The following is an 18,954-nucleotide window of genomic DNA, read 5'->3' on the forward strand; positions in this document are numbered from 1 at the left end:
AGCAATAGGTGTTATCCCATGGCTAGAATCCCCTATTTTACTAGGTTCGCGGGAGCAGATTACATCATGCCGCCCCTATCGGAAACTTATTATAATAGGAAGGTTAATTTATTTAAGAGCGGAAATATCAGTTTTTGAAATACAAATTAACGAAATATTTGATTGCTTTTATATTAGTTCCTTAAATGCGGTAACATCGCGGTAACATTAGCATTTTTGTTACCGCATTTAAAAAGGGAGACAAGCTAAATGAACGAAGTTGAAAAACAATTTATATCCGTCATGGACAAGTATGATCATGGTGAACTCGAAGTGATTGATGTTGCCATAGCCATGGTGGAGTCGTGTGGACTCTGCAGTAAGAAAGTATATGAGAGAGCCGATATGATATTCAAAAATAATCATTAACGATATTCACAGCCTCCAGCAAAATAGTTGGAGGCTTCTTTTGTGTAGCCAGAAATGTTGTGTAATTTTATTTTTATAACCATAAATACACAATATTGTACATCAATTTACATTTAATTGCAGGATTTTCCTATTAAATGTAGTATTTTGGAAGTTAGGAGGTGTTTATGTGCGACAAAAACCGTTATTTTTGTTGATAGCCTTTTTGCTTATTTCAATAATGATTGGAGGATGTACAAGCATGGAAAGTACAAAAGTAATTACGCCTAAGATTGAAAAATATCCGAATAAGCCTATTACAATTCTTATCCCCTGGAGTGCTGGATCACCTACGGATTTAATCGCCAGAATTTTAGAAAAATTATCCTTGAAATATTTACATCAACCAATAATTGTCGTCAACAGACCTGGAGGAACAGGTACTATTGCTTGGAATGAACTGTCTGCCTCTAATCCAGATGGCTATACGATTGGTATTTCGAGTTGTGAATTGCTTTTACAACCTCTCTTTGTTTCCACCAAATATGATTACGCAACCGCATTGGATCCACTAGCTCAAATTACAGCTACCCCGTTTGTCATGTTTGTTAAAGCTGATCAGCCATGGCAATCCGTTAATGATCTTATTAGTTATGCTAAACAGCATCCAGGACAAGTAAAGTTTGGTCACAGCGGCATCGGATCGCTTGGCCATATTGTCGGTGAAACTTTTTGTAAAGAAACCAATATTACTATGAATCAAGTTCCTTTCCAAGGTGCACCAGAAGTAATATCGGCTTTATTAGGAGGACATATTCAAGTTGCAATCTTAAATCCAGGTTCAGTCAAAAATTTTGTTCAGAATGGAACAATTAAAATATTAGCAGTTGCTAGTAAAAAGCATCTAACTGATCCCATTCTTGCAGATGCTAAGACATTTCAAGAACAAGGAATAAATATTTTTTATAATAGTCGTTATGGAATAGCAGTACCAAAAGAGACACCAATGGCAATAAAAGACGCATTAGCTGAAGAATTAAAAAAAATAATTACCGACCCTGAATTCAAAAAAAGCGTTGAAAACCTAGGCCTACAATATGAATATTTAGGTCCTAAAGAATCAGAAGAAAGATGGCTAACCGACAGACGAGAATTAACTAAAGCCCTACAAGAAACAGGCATTTTAGACCTAATTAAGTCTCAAAAGCAATAGATAAAACTAACAAAAGCCTCCCTCCCCAGGTATCACATGTCAATGAAAAGAGCCTCACTCAAACGAGTGAGGCTCTTACTTCGCTGCTGGTATGCTGATTATTATCTCAACCAACCATGCGTATAAAAATATTCCAACATGTCTTTATTGGTATAAATTTTATCACCGTCTTTGATTTCACATCCTGAAGCTTCACCGCTCTTATGATGGTAAAGAGCAGTTTTCATAGCTCCTTCTAAATCTTCAAGCTCTATCTCACTTTCTTGGCGATAACGCATAAATTTATAAGTTACACTCATGTTATCGTTACGCTTCCTCTCTGCTTATTCCGGCAGCTCACACTACACAGTAACCTTATTCTATATGCAAATAAATGTCAATAGTGAGAAAGTGAGACTTTTTTACTATTTTTATAAACTTGCTCTTAAAGAAAAAAATATATATAAAGTTACAGAAAGCAACCTTAAAATCTCACCATGTAAATATATTACAAATAAAAATGGCTCCCTCGCTGAGATACGAGAGAGCAAACGGAGAAAATTTGGAGACGTTGTATCCAGCCAATAAGTGACCGGATCAGCTTGGCTATAACAATATCAAATAAATATGACGAAATTATGACAAAGCCCCCAACCGGAATCATCCGATTGAGGGACTTGCGCTATTTGCCGAACCAAATATGTAGCCAATACACCAGCTACAATTTCTCGCGTGTCACTTTCATGCTCATAACAACGCATTTCACGTTCTTGACGTTCCCTTCGTGACTTTCCTCATGTACCCAATATATGAAAAACAAGTATCGAAGGTAGTGACAACATAAGCGGTACTAAAAAAATTTTCTTGTCCATCAAAAACGGTCCAGAAGACTAATTTGGGGACATATAAATATTAAAAGGCTCTGCATCGCTGCAAAGCCATGAATTTACTGGTGGAGACGAGGGGAATCGAACCCCTGACCTTTTGAATGCGAGTCTAATGTTATTGCCTAGTTTACATTTAATTATGACTTTTTATGTGCCGCCCGTCCCTTTATTATCAACTGTCCATCTAGCTTTACATTATTTTACTTATTAGATATTTTAGCAGTTTTAAGCAGGTTATTGTCCCTTAAAACACGCCGTAAGGGACATTTATAAGGGACAAACAAAAAAAGTTCCTATCCCGGCCGCAAGAAAAGACCAGGATAAGGACTAATTTTTATGCACTTAAACGTGTTTCTGCAACTGCAGCATATTCTTTTCCTTTTTCAATTCCAATAAACTGCCTACCAGTATTCTTAGCAGCCACCAGTGTTGTCCCCGATCCGGCGAACGGATCTAAAATAATGCTGCCTTCTGGAACAATCGACACTAGCTTTTCCATGAGTGGCGTCGGCTTCCCAGTTAAATGAAACTTATCCGATTGCTTAATTGGAAACCTGTAGCACCCTGGCCATGGTCCGCCATGCACCGCTTTAGGACAACCACCTTTTGTTCCCCAAACTATGTATTCACATTGATGCCTGAAATAGCCTTTGTGTGGCGCCCTTGAGCCTTCCGTCTTATCCCAGGCAACAATACCACGCCAAGCTAATTCCCCCATTTGCAAGGCATCTGTGGCCGTAGGCAACTGCCGCCAATCTGAAAACATAAGAAAGTATCCGCCAGGTTTTAGAATACGATGCCACTCTGAGATCCATAAAATGCACCAGTGAAGCCATGAGCGCGTATCTTTGTTATCACCGAAAAAGGTCGCACGATGAACAATTTTGTTATTTGTTTGTTCATACTTCTTTATCGGGTCCTGATTTTTTTGAGATAATGTCATTCCTCCTGACGAATAAGGTGGGTCTGTTATAACAGCGTCAACAAAGTTGCTGGGTAGTTGCCGCAAAATTTCTAGAGAATCGCCTTGGATAATTTTATTGAGATATTGGTTCATTGAATTCCTCCTAATATTAGTTTAAAACGCATCTTCATTATAGAACGTATGTTCGTTTTAGTCAAAGTAAAAAGAAGACCCCCACCCGGAATAAACCGATTGAGGGTCTTGCTAATTCACCGAGTTGTCTAAACTTGAGAGATTAATTCGTACAGTAATTTACAAACAATTTATTGCAAACATACTTTACACTCTTCCATTACAGAAATATTCGATTTTATTAACAATTAAAATTTATAAGTGATTCCATAACCAATACCTTTAACTGTTATTTCATCACCTCCACCACCATTATCAAAAGTCATTTTTTTGGCCTGAAGTCTGCGATAATCTACATTAAGCTCAAGATTAGGAGCAATCTCCTGAGATACGCCTATTTTCCAATTAGTATAATCCGAAGCCACACCCACTGATGCATAAGCACTAGTTTTGTCAGCTATTTTAGTACTACCAACTAATCCAAATTGCATTTTCTTTTTTGTATTGCTTGAATAAGGGTACGGTATATCTACGCCACCGACATTGTCGTTTTCGAGACTAGAGGCCTTAAGCGTAACGAGGCCAGTATATACAGACACATTCCTGTCTAATTTGTACAATACATTAAACTCTTGGATTTTAAGTTCGCAATTCATTCTGTTAGTCTCATACGCATTACTAGTGTATACTGTATCTTTTGATTTAGCATTGTATCCATTATACTGGATAGCAAGTTTATTGCCTAAACCTGTTGTAACACCCCAATCCAAGTTAGATTTTTTGCCTAAGGAATATTCATTGTCCTTTACATCAGAACTTCTTAAATTTAAATCAATTGCAGTTTTACCTGCGGAATAATCTGTCAGTGGACTTGCAAACCCGACTGAAGAAACTAAGGATAGTGCTGCAAGTGCTGCTAGAACTTTCTTTTTCATGTAAATTCCCCCATTTTTGCGTATTGTAAGCATTCTTCGATAAAAAGGGAAACGTTTCCTACCATAATCTAAAAATGCCTACTTAAGACCTAATATGTTTTAGTCAAAGCATCAAAGGCGCTTCTTTCAAAATTAAAAAAATGCCGTCCAGCAGCACTAAGCTACCAGGCGGTATTAAAATTTTATCTTGTAAGCGGCATAACTTCAAAGCTGATAATTTTATCGAAGGACAGATACTCTGTACTTCCATCCACCCCATCGGTAAACTCATAGTGTGTAGTGCCTGTACTGCAAGGTGCAACAGTCCGATTATGCCAGTTCACAAAATCATTGGTCGAAGAAACTTTATACTCTCGTTCACTGGAATCGCTCATAATGATTTTTAAAACTACTTGTCCATCAATTGTCGTCGTTTTAAAGCTAATAATTTTGTCAAAAACCAGATATTCTGTACTACTTTGCTTACCAACCGTTTTATCAAAAGAATAGTAGCTGGTTCCAGTACCAATAGCACGGTTAAACCATGCAAGAAAGCTATTAAACTCAGTCGTATTTACTTCGTATTCCCGCTCACTGGAATCGTTCATTGTAATTCTAAGCAGATTTTCACCTTCCGGTGTTGCTGACGCTTCATTGGAATTACAGCTTTCACTATCAGCACTTACGGCAGTTACCACATAATAGTATGTAGTGCCGTTTGTTACCGTTGTATCTAAATAGCTATTAGTTGATACGTTTGCACCTACGGTCGTATACGGGCCGCCTGCTGTAGTAGAACGTTTGACGTTGTAACCAGTTGCACCAGTTACTGCTGTCCATGAGAGAGCTACTTGGGAATCTCCTGCGATTGCAATTAGGTTACTAGGATCATCTAGAATCGGCAATAATTCCCCCGTATCGTCAATATCAATTGCATCAATACAAAAATCACCACTAGATTGAACTTTTGAAGTGAATTCTACCATATGAATAGTATTATCTAACCCTAACTTTTCAAACACAATTGTTTGACACTGTGGTTTCCCATTCTCGGAAAAGTCGTAAGCTGTCCCATCAATTATTGCTTGCAAACTTGAGCAGCGATTCGTATGTCTCTGATCGATTAATCTTATTTTGCTCCCCATAAATCTCAATTTTATGGATTTTCCGTTAGGAGCGTCAACGACATGATCATCGCCATTCCAAAAGTTATTCAAACTTGTCATTCTTCCCCAACTACCAATGTAGCATATATTAGTATCTGTATCGTTATATCTTTTCCACCCGGCCTCCGGCGCCGTTAATTGATCTCCTACTGTTGCCATTTTATTACCTCCAAATTTTTTTGAAATCGACATAACCAAGGATCTCTTATTTTAGTTGTGTGTATCCTGTATATCAGCTTTCACATATATACATTCTTTCAAGCTGATTTTTTAAACGAGCTAGACCACATTTTTTTAAATTAAATACAGCCTGCGGTGTAACCCCCAATTCGTGGGCATATTCCGTCAGGCTGTATCCTAAAATTATTGTTTTATTATCGCTTGCCGCTGCTTAATTGACAACTCTCTCAATACCTTACAAAGTCTCTGCCGTAATAGCTTTATTTCAACTACTTCGGCTACATCGATATGATCCGTTTGTGATTCAAAACAACTTTCAATATTTTCATGATTAACATATCACTGTTTCTTTTTAATCATATTCCATACAGCTGTATTTAACACGACTTTCAACGTATCCAGAACATACTATAACCCCAATAACAATATTCTAAAATATGAATTGCAGCCTCCTAAAACGAAAGCGTCAAGAAGAATAATAAACGTAACCGAAAAGACAATTAAAGAATCGGAAATACATCGTTCTAAACAAAACAAATTTAAAATGTTGAATCGAGATAGATGGCATAATAAAGATTTTGTTTTTTTGTTGAACGTTATCCTGGTTATCCGATTTATGTAAAACTTATTGAGATAAGAATGGCAAGATTATTAAAAATAGCGGAACTTGATAATTCTCTTACACCTCATAGTTTGCGACACACACACTTCTCTATTAGCAGAAGCCGGTGTTGGTCTGGAAGAAATAATGGAACGGCTAGGACATTCTTACGATGATACTACAAGAAAGGTTTATCTGCACGTTACAAAAGATATGAAAAAAGAGGCCGCCCAAAAGTTCGGTGAACTTATGGACAACCTCTAATTTTTTTTGCTTATTTCGGTAACAAAATGGTAACATTACGGTCTTTCATGGCTAAAAACCGTGTAGTTACTAGGTTCGTGGGAGCAGATTACATCATGCCGCCCATACCGCCCATACCGCCCATGCCACCCATACCGCCCATAGCAGCGGCAGCAGCAGCACCGTTATCTTTTTCTGGTTTATCTGCAACAAGTGTTTCCGTTGTCAAAACAAGGGATGCAATACTTGCTGCATTCTGCAGAGCAGAACGCGTCACTTTAGCTGGGTCAACAATACCAGCAGCAATCATATCAATGTATTCTTCAGTCAAGGCATTAAAGCCGATGCCTTTTCCTGCTTTCTTCACGTTTTCGACAACGACAGAACCTTCTAGGCCTGCATTATTAGCAATCTGACGAACAGGTTCTTCAATTGCACGTTTTACAATCTCTACGCCTGTTTTTTCATCGCCTGCTGCACTAATTGTATCAAGTACAGGCAAAATATCGATGAAAGTCGTACCGCCACCAGCAACAATGCCTTCTTCAACAGCTGCGCGTGTTGCATTTAAAGCATCTTCAATACGCAGTTTCTTTTCTTTCAGTTCAACTTCAGTAGCTGCACCGACTTGAATAACTGCTACGCCGCCGGACAATTTAGCCAAACGTTCTTGCAGTTTTTCTTTATCAAAATCAGAAGTGGATTCTTCAATGTGGCTTCTGATTTGTGCCGTACGAGCATCAATATCGCTCTTAGAGCCTGCACCATCAACAATCGTTGTTTCTTCTTTCGAAACACGAACTTGACGGGCATGACCCAAATCTTCCAGCGTAACGCTGTCCAGTTTGCGACCCAAATCTTCTGTAATCACAGCACCGCCTGTTAAGATGGCAATATCTTCAAGCATTGCTTTCCGACGATCACCAAAGCCAGGAGCTTTTACAGCAACAGCGCGGAAGGTACCACGAAGTTTATTAACAACAATCGTTGCCAGTGCTTCACCTTCAACGTCTTCAGCAATAACAAGTAATTCCTTACCTTGTTGAACAACTTTTTCAAGGATAGGCAGCAAATCAGCAATAGCACCAATTTTACGGTCTGTAATCAAAATATAAGGATCATTTAACACGGCTTCCATCTTATCTGTATCCGTTACCATGTAAGGGGAAATATAGCCGCGGTCAAACTGCATGCCTTCTACAACATCGAGGTCCGTTCCCATTGTCTTCGATTCTTCAACAGTAATAACACCATCGTTGCCGACTTTTTCCATTGCTTCAGCAATCAAATTGCCGATTTCTTCATCGCCGGCAGAAATAGAAGCTACCTGTGCAATAGCATCTTTTGTTTCTACTTTTTTAGCAGATTTTTTAATATCCTCTACTAAAGCATCGACTGCTTTTTTAATACCTTTTTTCAAGATCATCGGGTTAGCACCAGCAGCAACATTGCGCATACCTTCATGAATCATAGCTTGTGCCAAAAGAGTTGCTGTCGTAGTACCATCACCAGCAACATCATTTGTTTTTGTTGCAACTTCTTTTACTAATTGAGCACCCATATTCTCAAATGGATCTTCTAAATCAATATCACGAGCAATGGTTACACCATCATTCGTAATTGTTGGTGCACCAAATTTTTTATCCAAAACAACATTACGACCCTTAGGTCCAAGTGTTACCTTTACAGCATTTGCAAGAGCATTGACGCCTCTTTCAAGAGCGCGGCGCGCTTCCTCATCAAAAACAATTTGTTTAGCCATTTATGTAACCTCCCTTAATTTCGTATGATATTAGCCTACAATTGCCAGGATATCTCTTTCACTCAATACAAGATAATCTTTGTCATTCACTTTTACTTCAGTTCCAGCATATTTCGAGAACAGAACTTTATCGCCAACTTTTACTTCAAGGGCTACTCTTTGACCATTCTCCATTACTTTACCAGCACCTACAGCAACGATTTCGCCTTCCTGTGGTTTCTCCTTAACAGTATCCGGAAGAACGATTCCGCTCTTGGTTTTTTGCTCCGCTTCTAAAGCTTTAATTACGACTCTGTCGCCTAATGGCTTAATCATGGAAAAATTACCTCCCTTAATGAATGTTGTATCTTTTTTGTTAGCACTCACTTTAGAGGAGTGCTAATTACATAGATTATGATATATAATTTTGGAACAAAAATCAAGTCTTTTCCATAAAAAAACGAATTAAATTTAAAAAATAAACGGCTACCCAACTAAAAAACCGTTAGGCAACCGTTCTATCGTCATTTTTTTGCTGAATTTACAATGGCTTCTGCCACTTCCCGAATCGACTTCCGCTTCGCCATACTATATTGCTGAATTCGCCGATAAGCTTCCCCTTCGCTTAATTGATACGCATCCATCAAAATGCCTTTAGCCCGATCCAAAAGTTTACGCATTTCTAACGAGTTTTTTACATCTTCCAATTCATGTTCTAAATCGCTAATTTCTTTAAATCGCGACAAAGCAATTTCCATGGCTGGAAATAAATTTGCCTCTTTAATTGGTTTCACAAGGTAAGCTAAAACACCTGATTCTTTGGCTTTCTCAACAATTTCCTTCTGACTAAAGGCCGTAAGAAGCAGTACAGGTGCTAATTTTTCATTCGCAATAATTCGGGCCGCCGCAATCCCGTCCATCTTAGGCATTTTAATATCCATAATCACCAAATCAGGGCGAGTTTTACGCACCAGTTCAACGGCGTGGAGTCCATCTGACGCCTCACCGACTACATCATGACCGGCTTCTTCTAATAGTTCCTTTAAATCCATACGAATAATGGATTCATTATCTGCGATAACGATTTTTAACAGTTCCATTTCTCAGCCTCCTTCTCCCTCTGTCATATGAGGTATCGTAATAATCGCCCGTGTTCCACCATCCGATTTTAATTCAAATTTTCCTGACAAATCCGATTCAATGAGTGTCGTAATAATTTGAATGCCAAGACTTTTTAAACTATGCGCATCAAAGCCCGGTGGTAAGCCAATGCCATTATCAAATATTTCTATTTGATAACAATCAGATAAAGATCGAATATCAATACCAATAATGCCCTCTCGCCTGCCAACAAAACCATGCTCAATAGAATTTTGAATAAGTTCATTAATAGCCAAAGCTAAACTTGTTGCGCAATCAGAAGGAAGGATAACTGTTTCACCGTTAAATACCGTTTGAATATTAAAATCTGGTTCCATCATATTTTGAATAACCGAATCTAAGATGTTTTTGGCTACTTCAGCCACATTGATTGTTTCCACATCCTGTTGTGATAAAAACTCATGAATGACAGAAATACTTAAAATACGATTAATACATTCTTTCAGAGAAGCCTTTACATCGGCTGAAGAAGATCGCCTAGCCTGCAAACTCAATAGACTGGCAATAGTTTGCAGATTATTTTTGACGCGATGATGAATTTCCTGAATAACAGCCGACTTAATGAGCAATTCTTTTTCCTTTTTCTTAATCTCCGTAACATCACTGACAATAAACAAGGTACGAATCACTTTTTCATCGACAACAACTGGAATGGCACGTTGATTAAAAACAAAGTCGCCTGTTTCAATCTCCAGTTCCTGAGCCACTCCGTGAGCAATCGCCTTTTGTACCACTTTCATATGACTGCGCCTGTCTGACACACGCCGTCCCACGACACGCCCCACGCCAAGAACCTTGTAGATACTTGCAGCAACAGCATTGGAAAAAACGACATGACCACTTTCCCCTACAATAATAATACCATCCCGCGCATTGAGCCGTCTAAAAATATTTTCCATTTTAGCGCGACTCGTAGACAATAACAAAAAGGCCATTTCAACCAAAACAGGGTGGGCCCCAGCACGAGCCTCTTCATGACTGGCCTCAAAACTGACCACAGCAATCACGGTACCCGCTTTATCGCGAATCGCATGAGTCTCCATTTCGAGCACATCCATACCGATTTCCCATTCTCTTTGACCCGAAATATGTTCGCCACACGTCATTGTACGCCAGACAAGTGGCTCTTCCGTCGCCCTAACCGTTGTTCCTAAAAGGTGGGGGCGATACTCAATAAAGCTTGTATTAGGCCTCACCTGAGCAACAATCGCCAAAAAATGCTTGGACTTTGTCTTAGTATACACAGTGATTTGGGCATGCGACAAATCAGCAGCGATGCCAAGCAAAACAGCCAGCTGTTCGAGCTGTTCAATTTGTTCCGTACTGAGTCCAGTAACTTTACGACAAATATCACCGATAACGCCCATAGGTTGCCTCCCTTGTGCTATATAAATACTCTATGATTCAACACAAGAAGAAAATATCCTTGTAAATTAGTAAAGATTATTGTTTTTTTCATTAAAAGATTGGCCAAGACGCATCGTCGGGCGAGCATTTAATGATAAAGAAGAGATTTTACCAGCTAAAAACTGATAATGAGCCCGACAGGCCACCATAGCAGCATTATCCGTACAAAGCACCGTTTGCGGATAATAGAACTGAATATTCTGGATAGCAAGTGCATTAGCCAGATGGCTACGAAGTGATGAATTCGCTGCCACACCACCAGCCAAAACGACCTTTTTAAGATCGTACTCCTGTGCTGCTTGCAACGTTTTTTCGACTAAAACATCCACAATAGCCGCTTGAAAACTCGCTGCCACATCGGCATGAACGATGGCTTCTCCCTTTTGCCTCGCTGAATTTAAATAGTTGAGCACAGCCGATTTCAGACCACTAAAACTAAATTCATAACTGCCATGGCCTGTTAAGGCCCGTGGAAAATGGATAGCAGCCGAATCACCCTCGGCTGCAAGCCGATCAATATGGGGACCGCCGGGATAAGGCAACCCCATGACGCGTGCTATCTTATCAAAAGCCTCCCCTGCTGCATCATCGCGTGTTTGACCAATCAACAAAAACTCATTATAAGAGGCTACCTTCACTAGCGAGGTGTGCCCGCCTGACACAACAAGCGCCAGAAACGGCGGTTCTAAATCAGGATGCGTAAGGAGATTGGCAAAAATATGGCCTTCCAGATGATGAACACCGACAAGGGGCAGCCTTTTCGCAAAAGCCAAAGCTTTGGCTGCCGCCACACCGACAAGGAGAGCCCCTACCAAACCAGGTCCATAGGTAACGCCAATAGCGGATATTTCATCTAGTGTCACCTGAGCTTCTCTTAGTGCCTGATCAATCACAGGAACGACCTGTTCAATATGTTTGCGGGATGCAATTTCAGGTACAACACCGCCAAATTTTTGGTGAACAGGAACCTGTGAGGAAATGACGTTCGAAAGGATGGTCCGACCGTCTCGAACGACGGCAGCCGAGGTTTCATCACAGCTTGTTTCAAGACCAAGAACCAAAGTCGAATGTATGTTGTTATCCAAATTTATCAAGAAAAATGCCCCCAGTAGTTTCCTTCTAAAATCACGTATGTTATGCACAAAAATCAGACAAATTAAGAGTGGACAGAAAAACAAGATCGTCCACGAAAGGAGGTTTTAACTATGGCACGCTCACGTAAACCAGTGACTCCCGCTGCCGAAAACGCCTTAGATCAAATGAAAATGGAAATTGCTTCTGAGTTAGGTGTAGCTGAGCGCGTACGTTCTTCGGGCTGGGCTACAATGACTTCCGCCGATTGCGGTCGTGTCGGTGGCCACATGGTTCGTAAGATGATCGAGAACTACGAACAAACTCTCCGGTAAACACCTAGGGCGGTTTTTCCGCCCTTTTATTTTTTCACCACCAGCACAAAACAGGAAAGTGCTGAATATTTTATAGAGCAATCACCCTTCAGCCACGAAAGTGGCTTTTTTTATATCCAACCACATAATAAGAGCATCTTCATTACTTTCGGTGTAATAACGTGGTCGAATACCTTTAGCAGTAAAACCGAATTGCCGATACATATTTTGAGCGATTTCATTGGACGCACGTACCTCAAGTGTCATCCGCTCCGCCCCTTGCTGCTGAGCATAAAGAATAAGAGATGCCATGAGTTGTTTACCAATGCCTTGCCCGCGATATTTGGGCAGTACAGCCACATTCGTAACATGAGCTTCGTCAAAGATCATCCACATACCCGCATAGGCCACGACAGTACCCTCTGTCTGGACGACAAGATAACGGGCAAGCTTATTTGTCATAATTTCGGCCTCAAAGGCCTCACGAGACCAAGGCGCTGCAAACGAATGAGATTCAATAACAACAACATCATCAATATCTTTTGCCAGCATGTGCCTCACCTTCAGTTCATTCATGACAGCAACTCTGCCGTTGTTCCCACAGCACTTCCGCTTCAGAACGGCGAACATAAACAGGCGTAAGTGTCATAGCATCCGCCACCTGTCCCGCTTCAAAAAGTTTAAACGCCGCCTGAGCAATACTCGCTGCCCGCGGCATAAGTAAATGAGGCTCAGCCACATGCAGCAAGGTTGTTTCTTCAGCACCTTCCATGACAAGCGAAGTCGATTCCCCTACTAAAATGACTTGTTGCCCAAGCTCCTCAAGCTCATGACGAAGTTCAGCAGCTTTCATAACATTCACAGCTTGTATTTCCTTAAGATTCCCCCGTTCAAAACGATAAGAAGCATGATAAACATTGCCTTTTTGCGCATCAAGGACAGGGACAATCAGGCAGGAAGAACTACTAAAATTATAGGCCAAACCCATCAATGTCGGAACACCGATTAAAGGCAATGAATTGGCATAGCTCAAGGCTTTAGCCGTAGCCATGCCAATTCTGAGTCCTGTAAATGAACCAGGACCCGTGCTTACTGCAATGGCCTCAACATCGCTGGCTTGAAACCCGGCAAACTGGCAAAGCATGTCAATCGTAGGCATAAGCTTTTCGGAATGCGTCTTCGTCGTTTGAAGAGTGAATTCGGCAATGAGCTTATCTTCTGTTGCAAGAGCAACTGTCGAGACAAGCGTTGCTGTATCAAGAGACAGCATTAACAAGACGCATCAACTCCTCACAAATCGCCTCATAGCGCCTACCATGGGGCTCAAATACTAACAATCGTTCTAGAATCCCACTACTGCGTTTCATCGTGAGCGATAAATATTCGTCAGGCAGTTCCGTGCCAAATTTATCAGCCCATTCAATCAGTGAAATACCATAACTCGTATACTCATAAAAGCCAATTTCATCAAGTTCCTGTGCATCTTCCAGCCGATAAAGATCAAAATGATGAACAGGGATTTTGCCATCATAAATTTGGAGCAAAGTAAAGGTCGGGCTTGTCACATCCTCTTCAATCCCCAAAGCCTGAACTAATTGCTGTGAAAAAAAAGTTTTACCTGCCCCGAGATCGCCCATTAAAGCAATCACATCGCCATCTTTTAGTAGCGGTGCAAGCAAAACGGCTATTTGGGTCGTATCCTGTTCTGAAAAACTCTGTAAAGAAAACATAAATCCTCCTACATCCTAACAAAAATGATTGAATCCCCGTGGCTTCAGCACCGAAGACTGACCTTCCTTGTCAAGCAAAATCACTTCTTCTCCTTCCACCACTTCACCAATCGCTGTAAAAGCACATCCCACGCTTTCCTCTGTCAGACAAGAAAAATCAGCCGGATTCATCGTAAATACAAGCTGATAATCTTCACCACCATAAAGCGCACAATCAAGGGCTGACAAATCAATGCGTTCTGTAGCCTCCAGCAATTCTTTCGACAAAGGCAGCTTCGTTTGTTCCAATCGAACTCCTACCTTACTTGCAGAAGCAATTTCATTCATCTCACTTGCCAAACCGTCACTAATATCATTCATGCTTGTTGCACCCATTTTTCCGAGTCTTTGACCGGGACCCACGAGAGGCTTAGGCGTAAGATGAGCCGTCACAAGAGGCCAGGCAAAAGGATAATCTTCCCACTGTCCCTTCGATAATAAAGCCAGTCCCATACTCGAATTCCCCAGAGTCCCTGTAACAGCCACAATGTCGCCTACTTGGGCCCCCGCTCGGCGCACAAGCTGAGCCGCGTCCACTTCACCTGTCACAGTGACATTAATCACCAGTTCGTGATGCGTAGACACCGTGTCACCACCCACAATATTCACTGCATATTCCCGGCAGATTTCCTTCATTCCCTGGTATAAATTAATCATAAAATCCACATCTGTCTCAGGAGGAATAGCAATTGAAACGACTGCATGACAAGGCTTTCCCCCCATAGCCGCAATATCACTAAAACTAACAGCCATGGATTTATAACCAAGCTGCTGAGGCAGCGTTGTTTTCATGGTAAAATGGACATTTTCCACTAACATATCTGTCGTCATAAGTTGCAAATGGCGCGGTGTCGGAAGCAGAACGGCCGCATCATCCCCAATGCCCACGACAACATTCGCCGGATGATAAATGGTATCTTCTTTTAGTATATCAATTAATCCAAATTCCCCAACACTTTTTATTTTCACTTTACCACCTCAATGGACTAAAAAAGCTGAACCATTTACTATTTCCAGCTATGACAAATTGTTTCCTGCATGGCTAGTATACCACTGTTGAAAAAAAGTTACACTGCTAAACAGGAATCTAGCCACACTACAGCAAACTGATAAATAATCAGATCGTTTCACGATCATCATTCTGTACAAAAGGAGAAGAAATCATTATGAGACCCACTATTGCTCAAATAAATTTAGGTCATCTCGCTCACAATGTCAAAGCGATTCGTCATCACCTGCCGACTTCCATTGGCATGACAGCTGTTGTCAAAGCGGACGCTTATGGCCACGGTGCAGTCGCAGTCAGCCGTGTAGCTTTAGATAACGGAGCAACAGCCCTCGCTGTTGCCACCGTGGAAGAAGGCATGGAACTACGAGAAGCAGGATTTACCGTTCCCATTTTACTACTTGGACTCACTTTTGCCGAGGATGCAAAGGAGATTATCCAGTATGATCTCACGGCAACAGCCTGCACATTTGAACAGATCAATAATTTAGCACAAACAGCCCGTACCCAAGGCCAAAAGGTCCGAGTCATGTTAAAAATTGATACCGGGATGAATCGCATTGGCTTTGCACCACAAGACCTCCCGACCTATGCTGAATATGCCCTGTCTTTTCCTGAGATCAACCTGCGTGGCTGTTTTACCCATCTAGCCACAGCAGACAGCAAGGACAAACAGCATGCCCAACAACAAATTGCCTTATTTCAACAAGGCCTGAAACAACTTGCTGACAAAAATATTTCTTTACCCTTCATTTCTTTTGCCAATAGCGCCAGTATTATCGATCTTGATTGCACAATTTGCAATAACTCACGTCCCGGCATTATCTTGTACGGTCTGGAACCCTCAAACGAAATGCATCATAAACTAGACTTAAAACCTGTCATGGAACTTAAAACCAAAGTGGTCTATGTAAAACAAGTACCAGCTGGCACAACCATCGGTTATGGTCGAACCTTCCGCTCGCCACGCACAACCTATATTGCTACTTTGCCTATTGGCTATGCCGACGGCTATCATCGATTGCTGTCCAATAAAGCTCCCGTCCTAATCGGCGGCAGACGCTGCCAGCAAGTCGGTAATATCTGCATGGATCAAATCATGGTTGATCTGGGACCAGACCATCCAGTAGAAATTGGCGCTGAAGCCGTACTCTTTGGCAGGCAAGGTACGGAAGAAATTACGGCAGGTGAACTCGCCACTTTGGCACAAACCATCCATTATGAACTCGTTTGTGCCGTAAGCAAACGAGTTCCGCGTGTTTACATATAGTATAGAGTTAACCTCCCAGGCGTTAACAAGACTATATAATAAAAAAGTAAGCTCAGTCACGATACTGAGCTTACTTTTCATTTCTCATGCTACTTCTTAATCATTCCAGGCGAGCGGCTCAGTGGTTCAGTTAAATCCAGATGACCGTATAGCGTATCTACCTTTTTCCCATCAACAAGAATCCGGACCTTTTCGATATGAGGAAACTCCGTTAATGTATTGACAATAGAAGTAACTAATAATGTCTCTGTGGCGGAACCACCATTCCCTTTTAAAATCGTGCCATTAAAATCAACCAAAGCAATATCATCTTTGATGGTGAGCTGGCGCAGCTTCGTTCCCGGCGGAAAAACCTTCGTTGTCTGTGGCTTATTTGTGCCATCAATCAAGGCTTCAACAGCTGTACGCGCCGGCGTTTCACTCATCGGAAAAGAACGGACTTCCGGAACAAGATGAATTCCATCAGAACTGGCATAATAAAGCGTCAATTGCATAGAGTTATGCTTCGTGTCCTCTGCATTTGCAGTCGCTGGTATCGTACCACCACCTAACTGCGACTGTTGTGCCGTATTTGTTGTTGCTGCAGGCGTAGTAGTAGTTGCCAGATCATTATTATTAGCACAACCAGTAAGAAGCAAGCAAACGAATAGACCACAACAAAACAAAAAATGCCTCATGAATGATCCCCTCCCCCTGCTGCAACCTGTGTAAAGAAAGAGTCAAGACCTTGAACAATTCCTTGTGCCATTTTTTGTTGAAAAGCATCATCCATCAGCATTTTCTCTTCAGCAGGATTCGAAATAAAGGCCAATTCAATCAGTGAAGCAGGCATGCTTGTATGTTTCAATACGTAAAAATTCGCCTGATAAATACCACGATCAGATAAGCCTGTCGCTTGAATATATGCATCTTGAATGGATTGGGCTAACAAAGAATCCGCATTCGATTTTGGATAATAGTAAGTAGCTCCGCCGCCGACTGTCGGATTGCCAAAAGAATTCGCATGAATACTCAAAAAGACATCCGTTTTTCGATGATTGGCAACATCGGCTCTGGCACCCAATTCATCAGCGCCACTGGCATTTGGACCATAAACATCCACATCCGTCTGTCTCGTCATAAGCACAGTCGCTCCAGACTTCTCAAGCAATGATTTCACCTTTTGCGCGACAGCAAGTGTGACTGTTTTTTCTTGATCTTTTCCTGGACCAATAGCTCCCGGATCACTGCCACCATGGCCAGGGTCAAGGACAATAACCTTATCGGAAAGTCCTGCCGAATAATGCACATTACTACTTAATACCGGTTTATTAATATCCACAACGACACGATAGGGTTTGTTATTTTTACTATCACTTGGCAAAGTAAATACATGATAATCACTACGGCTAATGGAATTCGGTAAATCAATCACTACTTTTGCATTTCCTGTTGCTGAAGAAACATTGATCTTACTTGCAACCTTGCCGTCTAACAAGACATCATCGACCTTGCTAGCATTCGCATTTTTAATATTCACAATAAGTTGCGGCGATGGAGAGGCCAATAAACTCCCATCCACCTGAACAGGTCCTGTCATATCAATAACCATTCTGAGCGTAGTCGCGCCAGAAGCAGCATCAATATGGTTAGCCCAACGAATATTCGTAAGAGATGCTTGTCCCTTTACAGCACTTATAGCAGAAGTCTTCACGATGCCCATATCTCTGTACGCTGCAGCCAGTGCAACCTGTGGCAATAGCATCATAGCAATCATAAACAAAACAAAAAACTTACGACGCACCGTTTCAACCTCCTTAAATCCTGACATTCCTATACAGTTTTCGTTGTTTTTTTTATTATTCCTGCTAAAAATTTGTCATAAAAACAAAAAAAGACCAAAGTTTAACACAACTTTGACCCTTTTCCTTAAATCAATCATATTCTGTTAACTGCTGCTACGTCCCTTATAACTCAACTAAGCCCAAACTAATGCGAACGGCGTCATCCACCTTTTCCATAATATCTTCACTTAAATGCGTAACCTTTTCTTTCAAACGTCGTTTATCAATCGTTCGCAGTTGTTCTAATAGCACCACTGAATCCTTTTCAAGCTGAAACAACTTAGCACTTACTTCAACATGAGTCGGCAGCTTCGCCTTCGAAATCTGCGACGTAATGGCAGCAACAATCACAGTTGGACTGTATTTGTTACCCACATCATTTTGAATCACTAAAACAGGCCGGTGCCCGCCCTGCTCTGAACCAACTACGGGACTTAAGTTGGCAAAATAAATATCTCCACGCTTTACTACCACAACTTATTCACGCTCCGCCAGTAAAGTAGGCATCATCTCGAAAACTTCGCTGTCAGCAAGTAGCCCTTCTTCTGCCAGTGATAAATTAATAATGGCCATTTCCTGATATCCCTTTTTCATCATATCACGCACGGCTTTTCGCTTCCTATCTTCAATATATAAGCGCATTGCTTCTCTGACGAACTGACTACGGCTTAATTTTTCCATGGCAATAAAGCCATCAACCTCTTGCAGCAAACTATTCGGGATACTAATCATAATACGTTTTAACTCGGCCACACCCTCACCTCCGCTGATCCTTGCGGCACAATC

General features: G+C 41.2%; 21 protein-coding genes. 4 read left to right on the forward strand and 17 right to left on the reverse strand.

What is annotated here, in order from left to right:
* Positions 1-249 precede the first annotated feature (249 nt).
* Together Ga0466249_RS19550 and Ga0466249_RS19555 are read left to right on the forward strand one after the other, a co-directional pair.
* Positions 250-408 (forward strand): hypothetical protein, encoded by a 159-nt coding sequence (locus Ga0466249_RS19550; RefSeq protein ID WP_215831166.1) that lies wholly within the window; start codon positions 250-252, stop codon positions 406-408.
* A gap of 241 nt (positions 409-649) precedes the next feature.
* Positions 650-1,600 carry a tripartite tricarboxylate transporter substrate binding protein gene (locus tag Ga0466249_RS19555; RefSeq protein WP_215831222.1) on the forward strand — a complete coding sequence of 317 codons (951 nt, stop codon included), beginning with the start codon at positions 650-652 and terminating at the stop codon, positions 1,598-1,600.
* A gap of 101 nt (positions 1,601-1,701) precedes the next feature.
* Here the strand turns inward: Ga0466249_RS19555 and Ga0466249_RS19560 are convergent, their stop codons facing one another.
* The 9 genes from Ga0466249_RS19560 to tsaD all read right to left on the reverse strand — a co-directional run bounded on the left by Ga0466249_RS19560 (position 1,702) and on the right by tsaD (position 12,000).
* Positions 1,702-1,899: a hypothetical protein gene (locus tag Ga0466249_RS19560; protein WP_215831167.1), complete on the reverse strand. Its 198-nt coding sequence runs from the start codon at positions 1,897-1,899 to the stop codon at positions 1,702-1,704.
* 901 nt (positions 1,900-2,800) lie between these two features.
* Entirely contained in the window at positions 2,801-3,523 is a 723-nt protein-coding gene (locus Ga0466249_RS19565) for a DNA-methyltransferase (protein ID WP_215831168.1), read from the reverse strand.
* Between the two features lie 227 nt (positions 3,524-3,750).
* The gene (locus Ga0466249_RS19570) at positions 3,751-4,437 is read right to left on the reverse strand and encodes an outer membrane beta-barrel protein (protein ID WP_215831169.1); all 687 of its coding nucleotides are present in this window, start codon (positions 4,435-4,437) and stop codon (positions 3,751-3,753) included.
* A gap of 182 nt (positions 4,438-4,619) precedes the next feature.
* Positions 4,620-5,741: a phage tail protein gene (locus Ga0466249_RS19575; RefSeq protein WP_215831170.1), complete on the reverse strand. Its 1,122-nt coding sequence runs from the start codon at positions 5,739-5,741 to the stop codon at positions 4,620-4,622.
* A 974-nt stretch (positions 5,742-6,715) separates the two neighbouring features.
* The gene (gene groL, locus Ga0466249_RS19580) at positions 6,716-8,368 is read right to left on the reverse strand and encodes a chaperonin GroEL (protein WP_215831171.1); all 1,653 of its coding nucleotides are present in this window, start codon (positions 8,366-8,368) and stop codon (positions 6,716-6,718) included.
* Between the two features lie 30 nt (positions 8,369-8,398).
* Positions 8,399-8,683 carry a co-chaperone GroES gene (gene groES, locus Ga0466249_RS19585; RefSeq protein WP_215831172.1) on the reverse strand — a complete coding sequence of 95 codons (285 nt, stop codon included), beginning with the start codon at positions 8,681-8,683 and terminating at the stop codon, positions 8,399-8,401.
* 188 nt (positions 8,684-8,871) lie between these two features.
* The gene (locus tag Ga0466249_RS19590; RefSeq protein ID WP_215831173.1) at positions 8,872-9,447 is read right to left on the reverse strand and encodes an ANTAR domain-containing response regulator; all 576 of its coding nucleotides are present in this window, start codon (positions 9,445-9,447) and stop codon (positions 8,872-8,874) included.
* Positions 9,448-9,450: 3 nt separating this feature from the next.
* Positions 9,451-10,875 (reverse strand): sensor histidine kinase, encoded by a 1,425-nt coding sequence (locus Ga0466249_RS19595; RefSeq protein ID WP_215831174.1) that lies wholly within the window; start codon positions 10,873-10,875, stop codon positions 9,451-9,453.
* Between the two features lie 66 nt (positions 10,876-10,941).
* The gene (tsaD, locus tag Ga0466249_RS19600; RefSeq protein ID WP_215831223.1) at positions 10,942-12,000 is read right to left on the reverse strand and encodes a tRNA (adenosine(37)-N6)-threonylcarbamoyltransferase complex transferase subunit TsaD; all 1,059 of its coding nucleotides are present in this window, start codon (positions 11,998-12,000) and stop codon (positions 10,942-10,944) included.
* 120 nt (positions 12,001-12,120) lie between these two features.
* Between tsaD and Ga0466249_RS19605 the strand changes: the two genes are divergently transcribed.
* Complete coding sequence (locus Ga0466249_RS19605) at positions 12,121-12,321, forward strand: alpha/beta-type small acid-soluble spore protein (protein ID WP_215831175.1); 201 nt, start codon at positions 12,121-12,123, stop codon at positions 12,319-12,321.
* An 81-nt stretch (positions 12,322-12,402) separates the two neighbouring features.
* Here Ga0466249_RS19605 and rimI read toward each other — a convergent pair whose 3' ends face one another.
* Genes rimI through thiL form a run of 4 tightly spaced genes read right to left on the reverse strand, consistent with a single transcriptional unit; the run spans position 12,403 to position 15,038 of the window.
* Positions 12,403-12,876: a ribosomal protein S18-alanine N-acetyltransferase gene (gene rimI, locus Ga0466249_RS19610; protein WP_215831176.1), complete on the reverse strand. Its 474-nt coding sequence runs from the start codon at positions 12,874-12,876 to the stop codon at positions 12,403-12,405.
* On the reverse strand, positions 12,869-13,570 hold the full coding sequence (gene tsaB, locus Ga0466249_RS19615; RefSeq protein ID WP_246588908.1) for a tRNA (adenosine(37)-N6)-threonylcarbamoyltransferase complex dimerization subunit type 1 TsaB: 702 nt from the start codon (positions 13,568-13,570) through the stop codon (positions 12,869-12,871). The genes rimI and tsaB overlap by 8 nt, the downstream gene beginning before the upstream one ends.
* The gene (gene tsaE, locus Ga0466249_RS19620; RefSeq protein ID WP_215831178.1) at positions 13,557-14,030 is read right to left on the reverse strand and encodes a tRNA (adenosine(37)-N6)-threonylcarbamoyltransferase complex ATPase subunit type 1 TsaE; all 474 of its coding nucleotides are present in this window, start codon (positions 14,028-14,030) and stop codon (positions 13,557-13,559) included. The genes tsaB and tsaE overlap by 14 nt, the downstream gene beginning before the upstream one ends.
* 15 nt (positions 14,031-14,045) lie before the next feature.
* Positions 14,046-15,038, reverse strand: a complete 993-nt coding sequence (gene thiL / locus Ga0466249_RS19625; protein ID WP_215831179.1) for a thiamine-phosphate kinase — start codon at positions 15,036-15,038, stop codon at positions 14,046-14,048.
* Between the two features lie 197 nt (positions 15,039-15,235).
* On the opposite strand from thiL, the gene alr reads away from it, so the two are divergent.
* A complete protein-coding gene (gene alr / locus Ga0466249_RS19630; protein WP_215831180.1) occupies positions 15,236-16,345 on the forward strand; it encodes an alanine racemase in 1,110 nt (369 codons plus the stop codon).
* A gap of 89 nt (positions 16,346-16,434) precedes the next feature.
* Here the strand turns inward: alr and Ga0466249_RS19635 are convergent, their stop codons facing one another.
* The 4 genes from Ga0466249_RS19635 to Ga0466249_RS19650 form a co-directional block, all read right to left on the reverse strand.
* The gene (locus tag Ga0466249_RS19635; protein ID WP_215831181.1) at positions 16,435-17,022 is read right to left on the reverse strand and encodes a GerMN domain-containing protein; all 588 of its coding nucleotides are present in this window, start codon (positions 17,020-17,022) and stop codon (positions 16,435-16,437) included.
* Positions 17,019-18,128, reverse strand: coding sequence for an N-acetylmuramoyl-L-alanine amidase family protein (locus Ga0466249_RS19640; RefSeq protein ID WP_215831182.1), 1,110 nt, complete (start codon positions 18,126-18,128; stop codon positions 17,019-17,021). Before Ga0466249_RS19640 ends, Ga0466249_RS19635 begins: the two co-directional genes overlap by 4 nt.
* Positions 18,129-18,291: 163 nt before the next feature.
* Positions 18,292-18,642 (reverse strand): type II toxin-antitoxin system PemK/MazF family toxin, encoded by a 351-nt coding sequence (locus tag Ga0466249_RS19645; RefSeq protein ID WP_215831183.1) that lies wholly within the window; start codon positions 18,640-18,642, stop codon positions 18,292-18,294.
* 3 nt (positions 18,643-18,645) lie between these two features.
* Positions 18,646-18,921: a CopG family ribbon-helix-helix protein gene (locus Ga0466249_RS19650; protein ID WP_312889808.1), complete on the reverse strand. Its 276-nt coding sequence runs from the start codon at positions 18,919-18,921 to the stop codon at positions 18,646-18,648.
* Positions 18,922-18,954 lie beyond the last annotated feature (33 nt).

The sequence above is a fragment of the Pelorhabdus rhamnosifermentans genome (assembly GCF_018835585.1).
In the GTDB taxonomy this organism is placed as follows: domain Bacteria; phylum Bacillota; class Negativicutes; order UMGS1260; family UMGS1260; genus Pelorhabdus; species Pelorhabdus rhamnosifermentans.

What these genes read in the sequence shown, in the direction of transcription:
- Ga0466249_RS19550 (WP_215831166.1), top strand. Translation starts at nt 250, where the DNA reads ATGAACGAAGTTGAAAAACAATTTATATCCGTCATGGACAAGTATGAT.
- Ga0466249_RS19555 (WP_215831222.1), top strand. Translation starts at nt 650, where the DNA reads ATGGAAAGTACAAAAGTAATTACGCCTAAGATTGAAAAATATCCGAAT.
- Ga0466249_RS19560 (WP_215831167.1), bottom strand. Translation starts at nt 1,899, where the DNA reads ATGAGTGTAACTTATAAATTTATGCGTTATCGCCAAGAAAGTGAGATA.
- Ga0466249_RS19565 (WP_215831168.1), bottom strand. Translation starts at nt 3,523, where the DNA reads ATGAACCAATATCTCAATAAAATTATCCAAGGCGATTCTCTAGAAATT.
- Ga0466249_RS19570 (WP_215831169.1), bottom strand. Translation starts at nt 4,437, where the DNA reads ATGAAAAAGAAAGTTCTAGCAGCACTTGCAGCACTATCCTTAGTTTCT.
- Ga0466249_RS19575 (WP_215831170.1), bottom strand. Translation starts at nt 5,741, where the DNA reads ATGGCAACAGTAGGAGATCAATTAACGGCGCCGGAGGCCGGGTGGAAA.
- groL (WP_215831171.1), bottom strand. Translation starts at nt 8,368, where the DNA reads ATGGCTAAACAAATTGTTTTTGATGAGGAAGCGCGCCGCGCTCTTGAA.
- groES (WP_215831172.1), bottom strand. Translation starts at nt 8,683, where the DNA reads ATGATTAAGCCATTAGGCGACAGAGTCGTAATTAAAGCTTTAGAAGCG.
- Ga0466249_RS19590 (WP_215831173.1), bottom strand. Translation starts at nt 9,447, where the DNA reads ATGGAACTGTTAAAAATCGTTATCGCAGATAATGAATCCATTATTCGT.
- Ga0466249_RS19595 (WP_215831174.1), bottom strand. Translation starts at nt 10,875, where the DNA reads ATGGGCGTTATCGGTGATATTTGTCGTAAAGTTACTGGACTCAGTACG.
- Ga0466249_RS19605 (WP_215831175.1), top strand. Translation starts at nt 12,121, where the DNA reads ATGGCACGCTCACGTAAACCAGTGACTCCCGCTGCCGAAAACGCCTTA.
- rimI (WP_215831176.1), bottom strand. Translation starts at nt 12,876, where the DNA reads ATGAATGAACTGAAGGTGAGGCACATGCTGGCAAAAGATATTGATGAT.
- tsaB (WP_246588908.1), bottom strand. Translation starts at nt 13,570, where the DNA reads ATGCTGTCTCTTGATACAGCAACGCTTGTCTCGACAGTTGCTCTTGCA.
- tsaE (WP_215831178.1), bottom strand. Translation starts at nt 14,030, where the DNA reads ATGTTTTCTTTACAGAGTTTTTCAGAACAGGATACGACCCAAATAGCC.
- alr (WP_215831180.1), top strand. Translation starts at nt 15,236, where the DNA reads ATGAGACCCACTATTGCTCAAATAAATTTAGGTCATCTCGCTCACAAT.
- Ga0466249_RS19635 (WP_215831181.1), bottom strand. Translation starts at nt 17,022, where the DNA reads ATGAGGCATTTTTTGTTTTGTTGTGGTCTATTCGTTTGCTTGCTTCTT.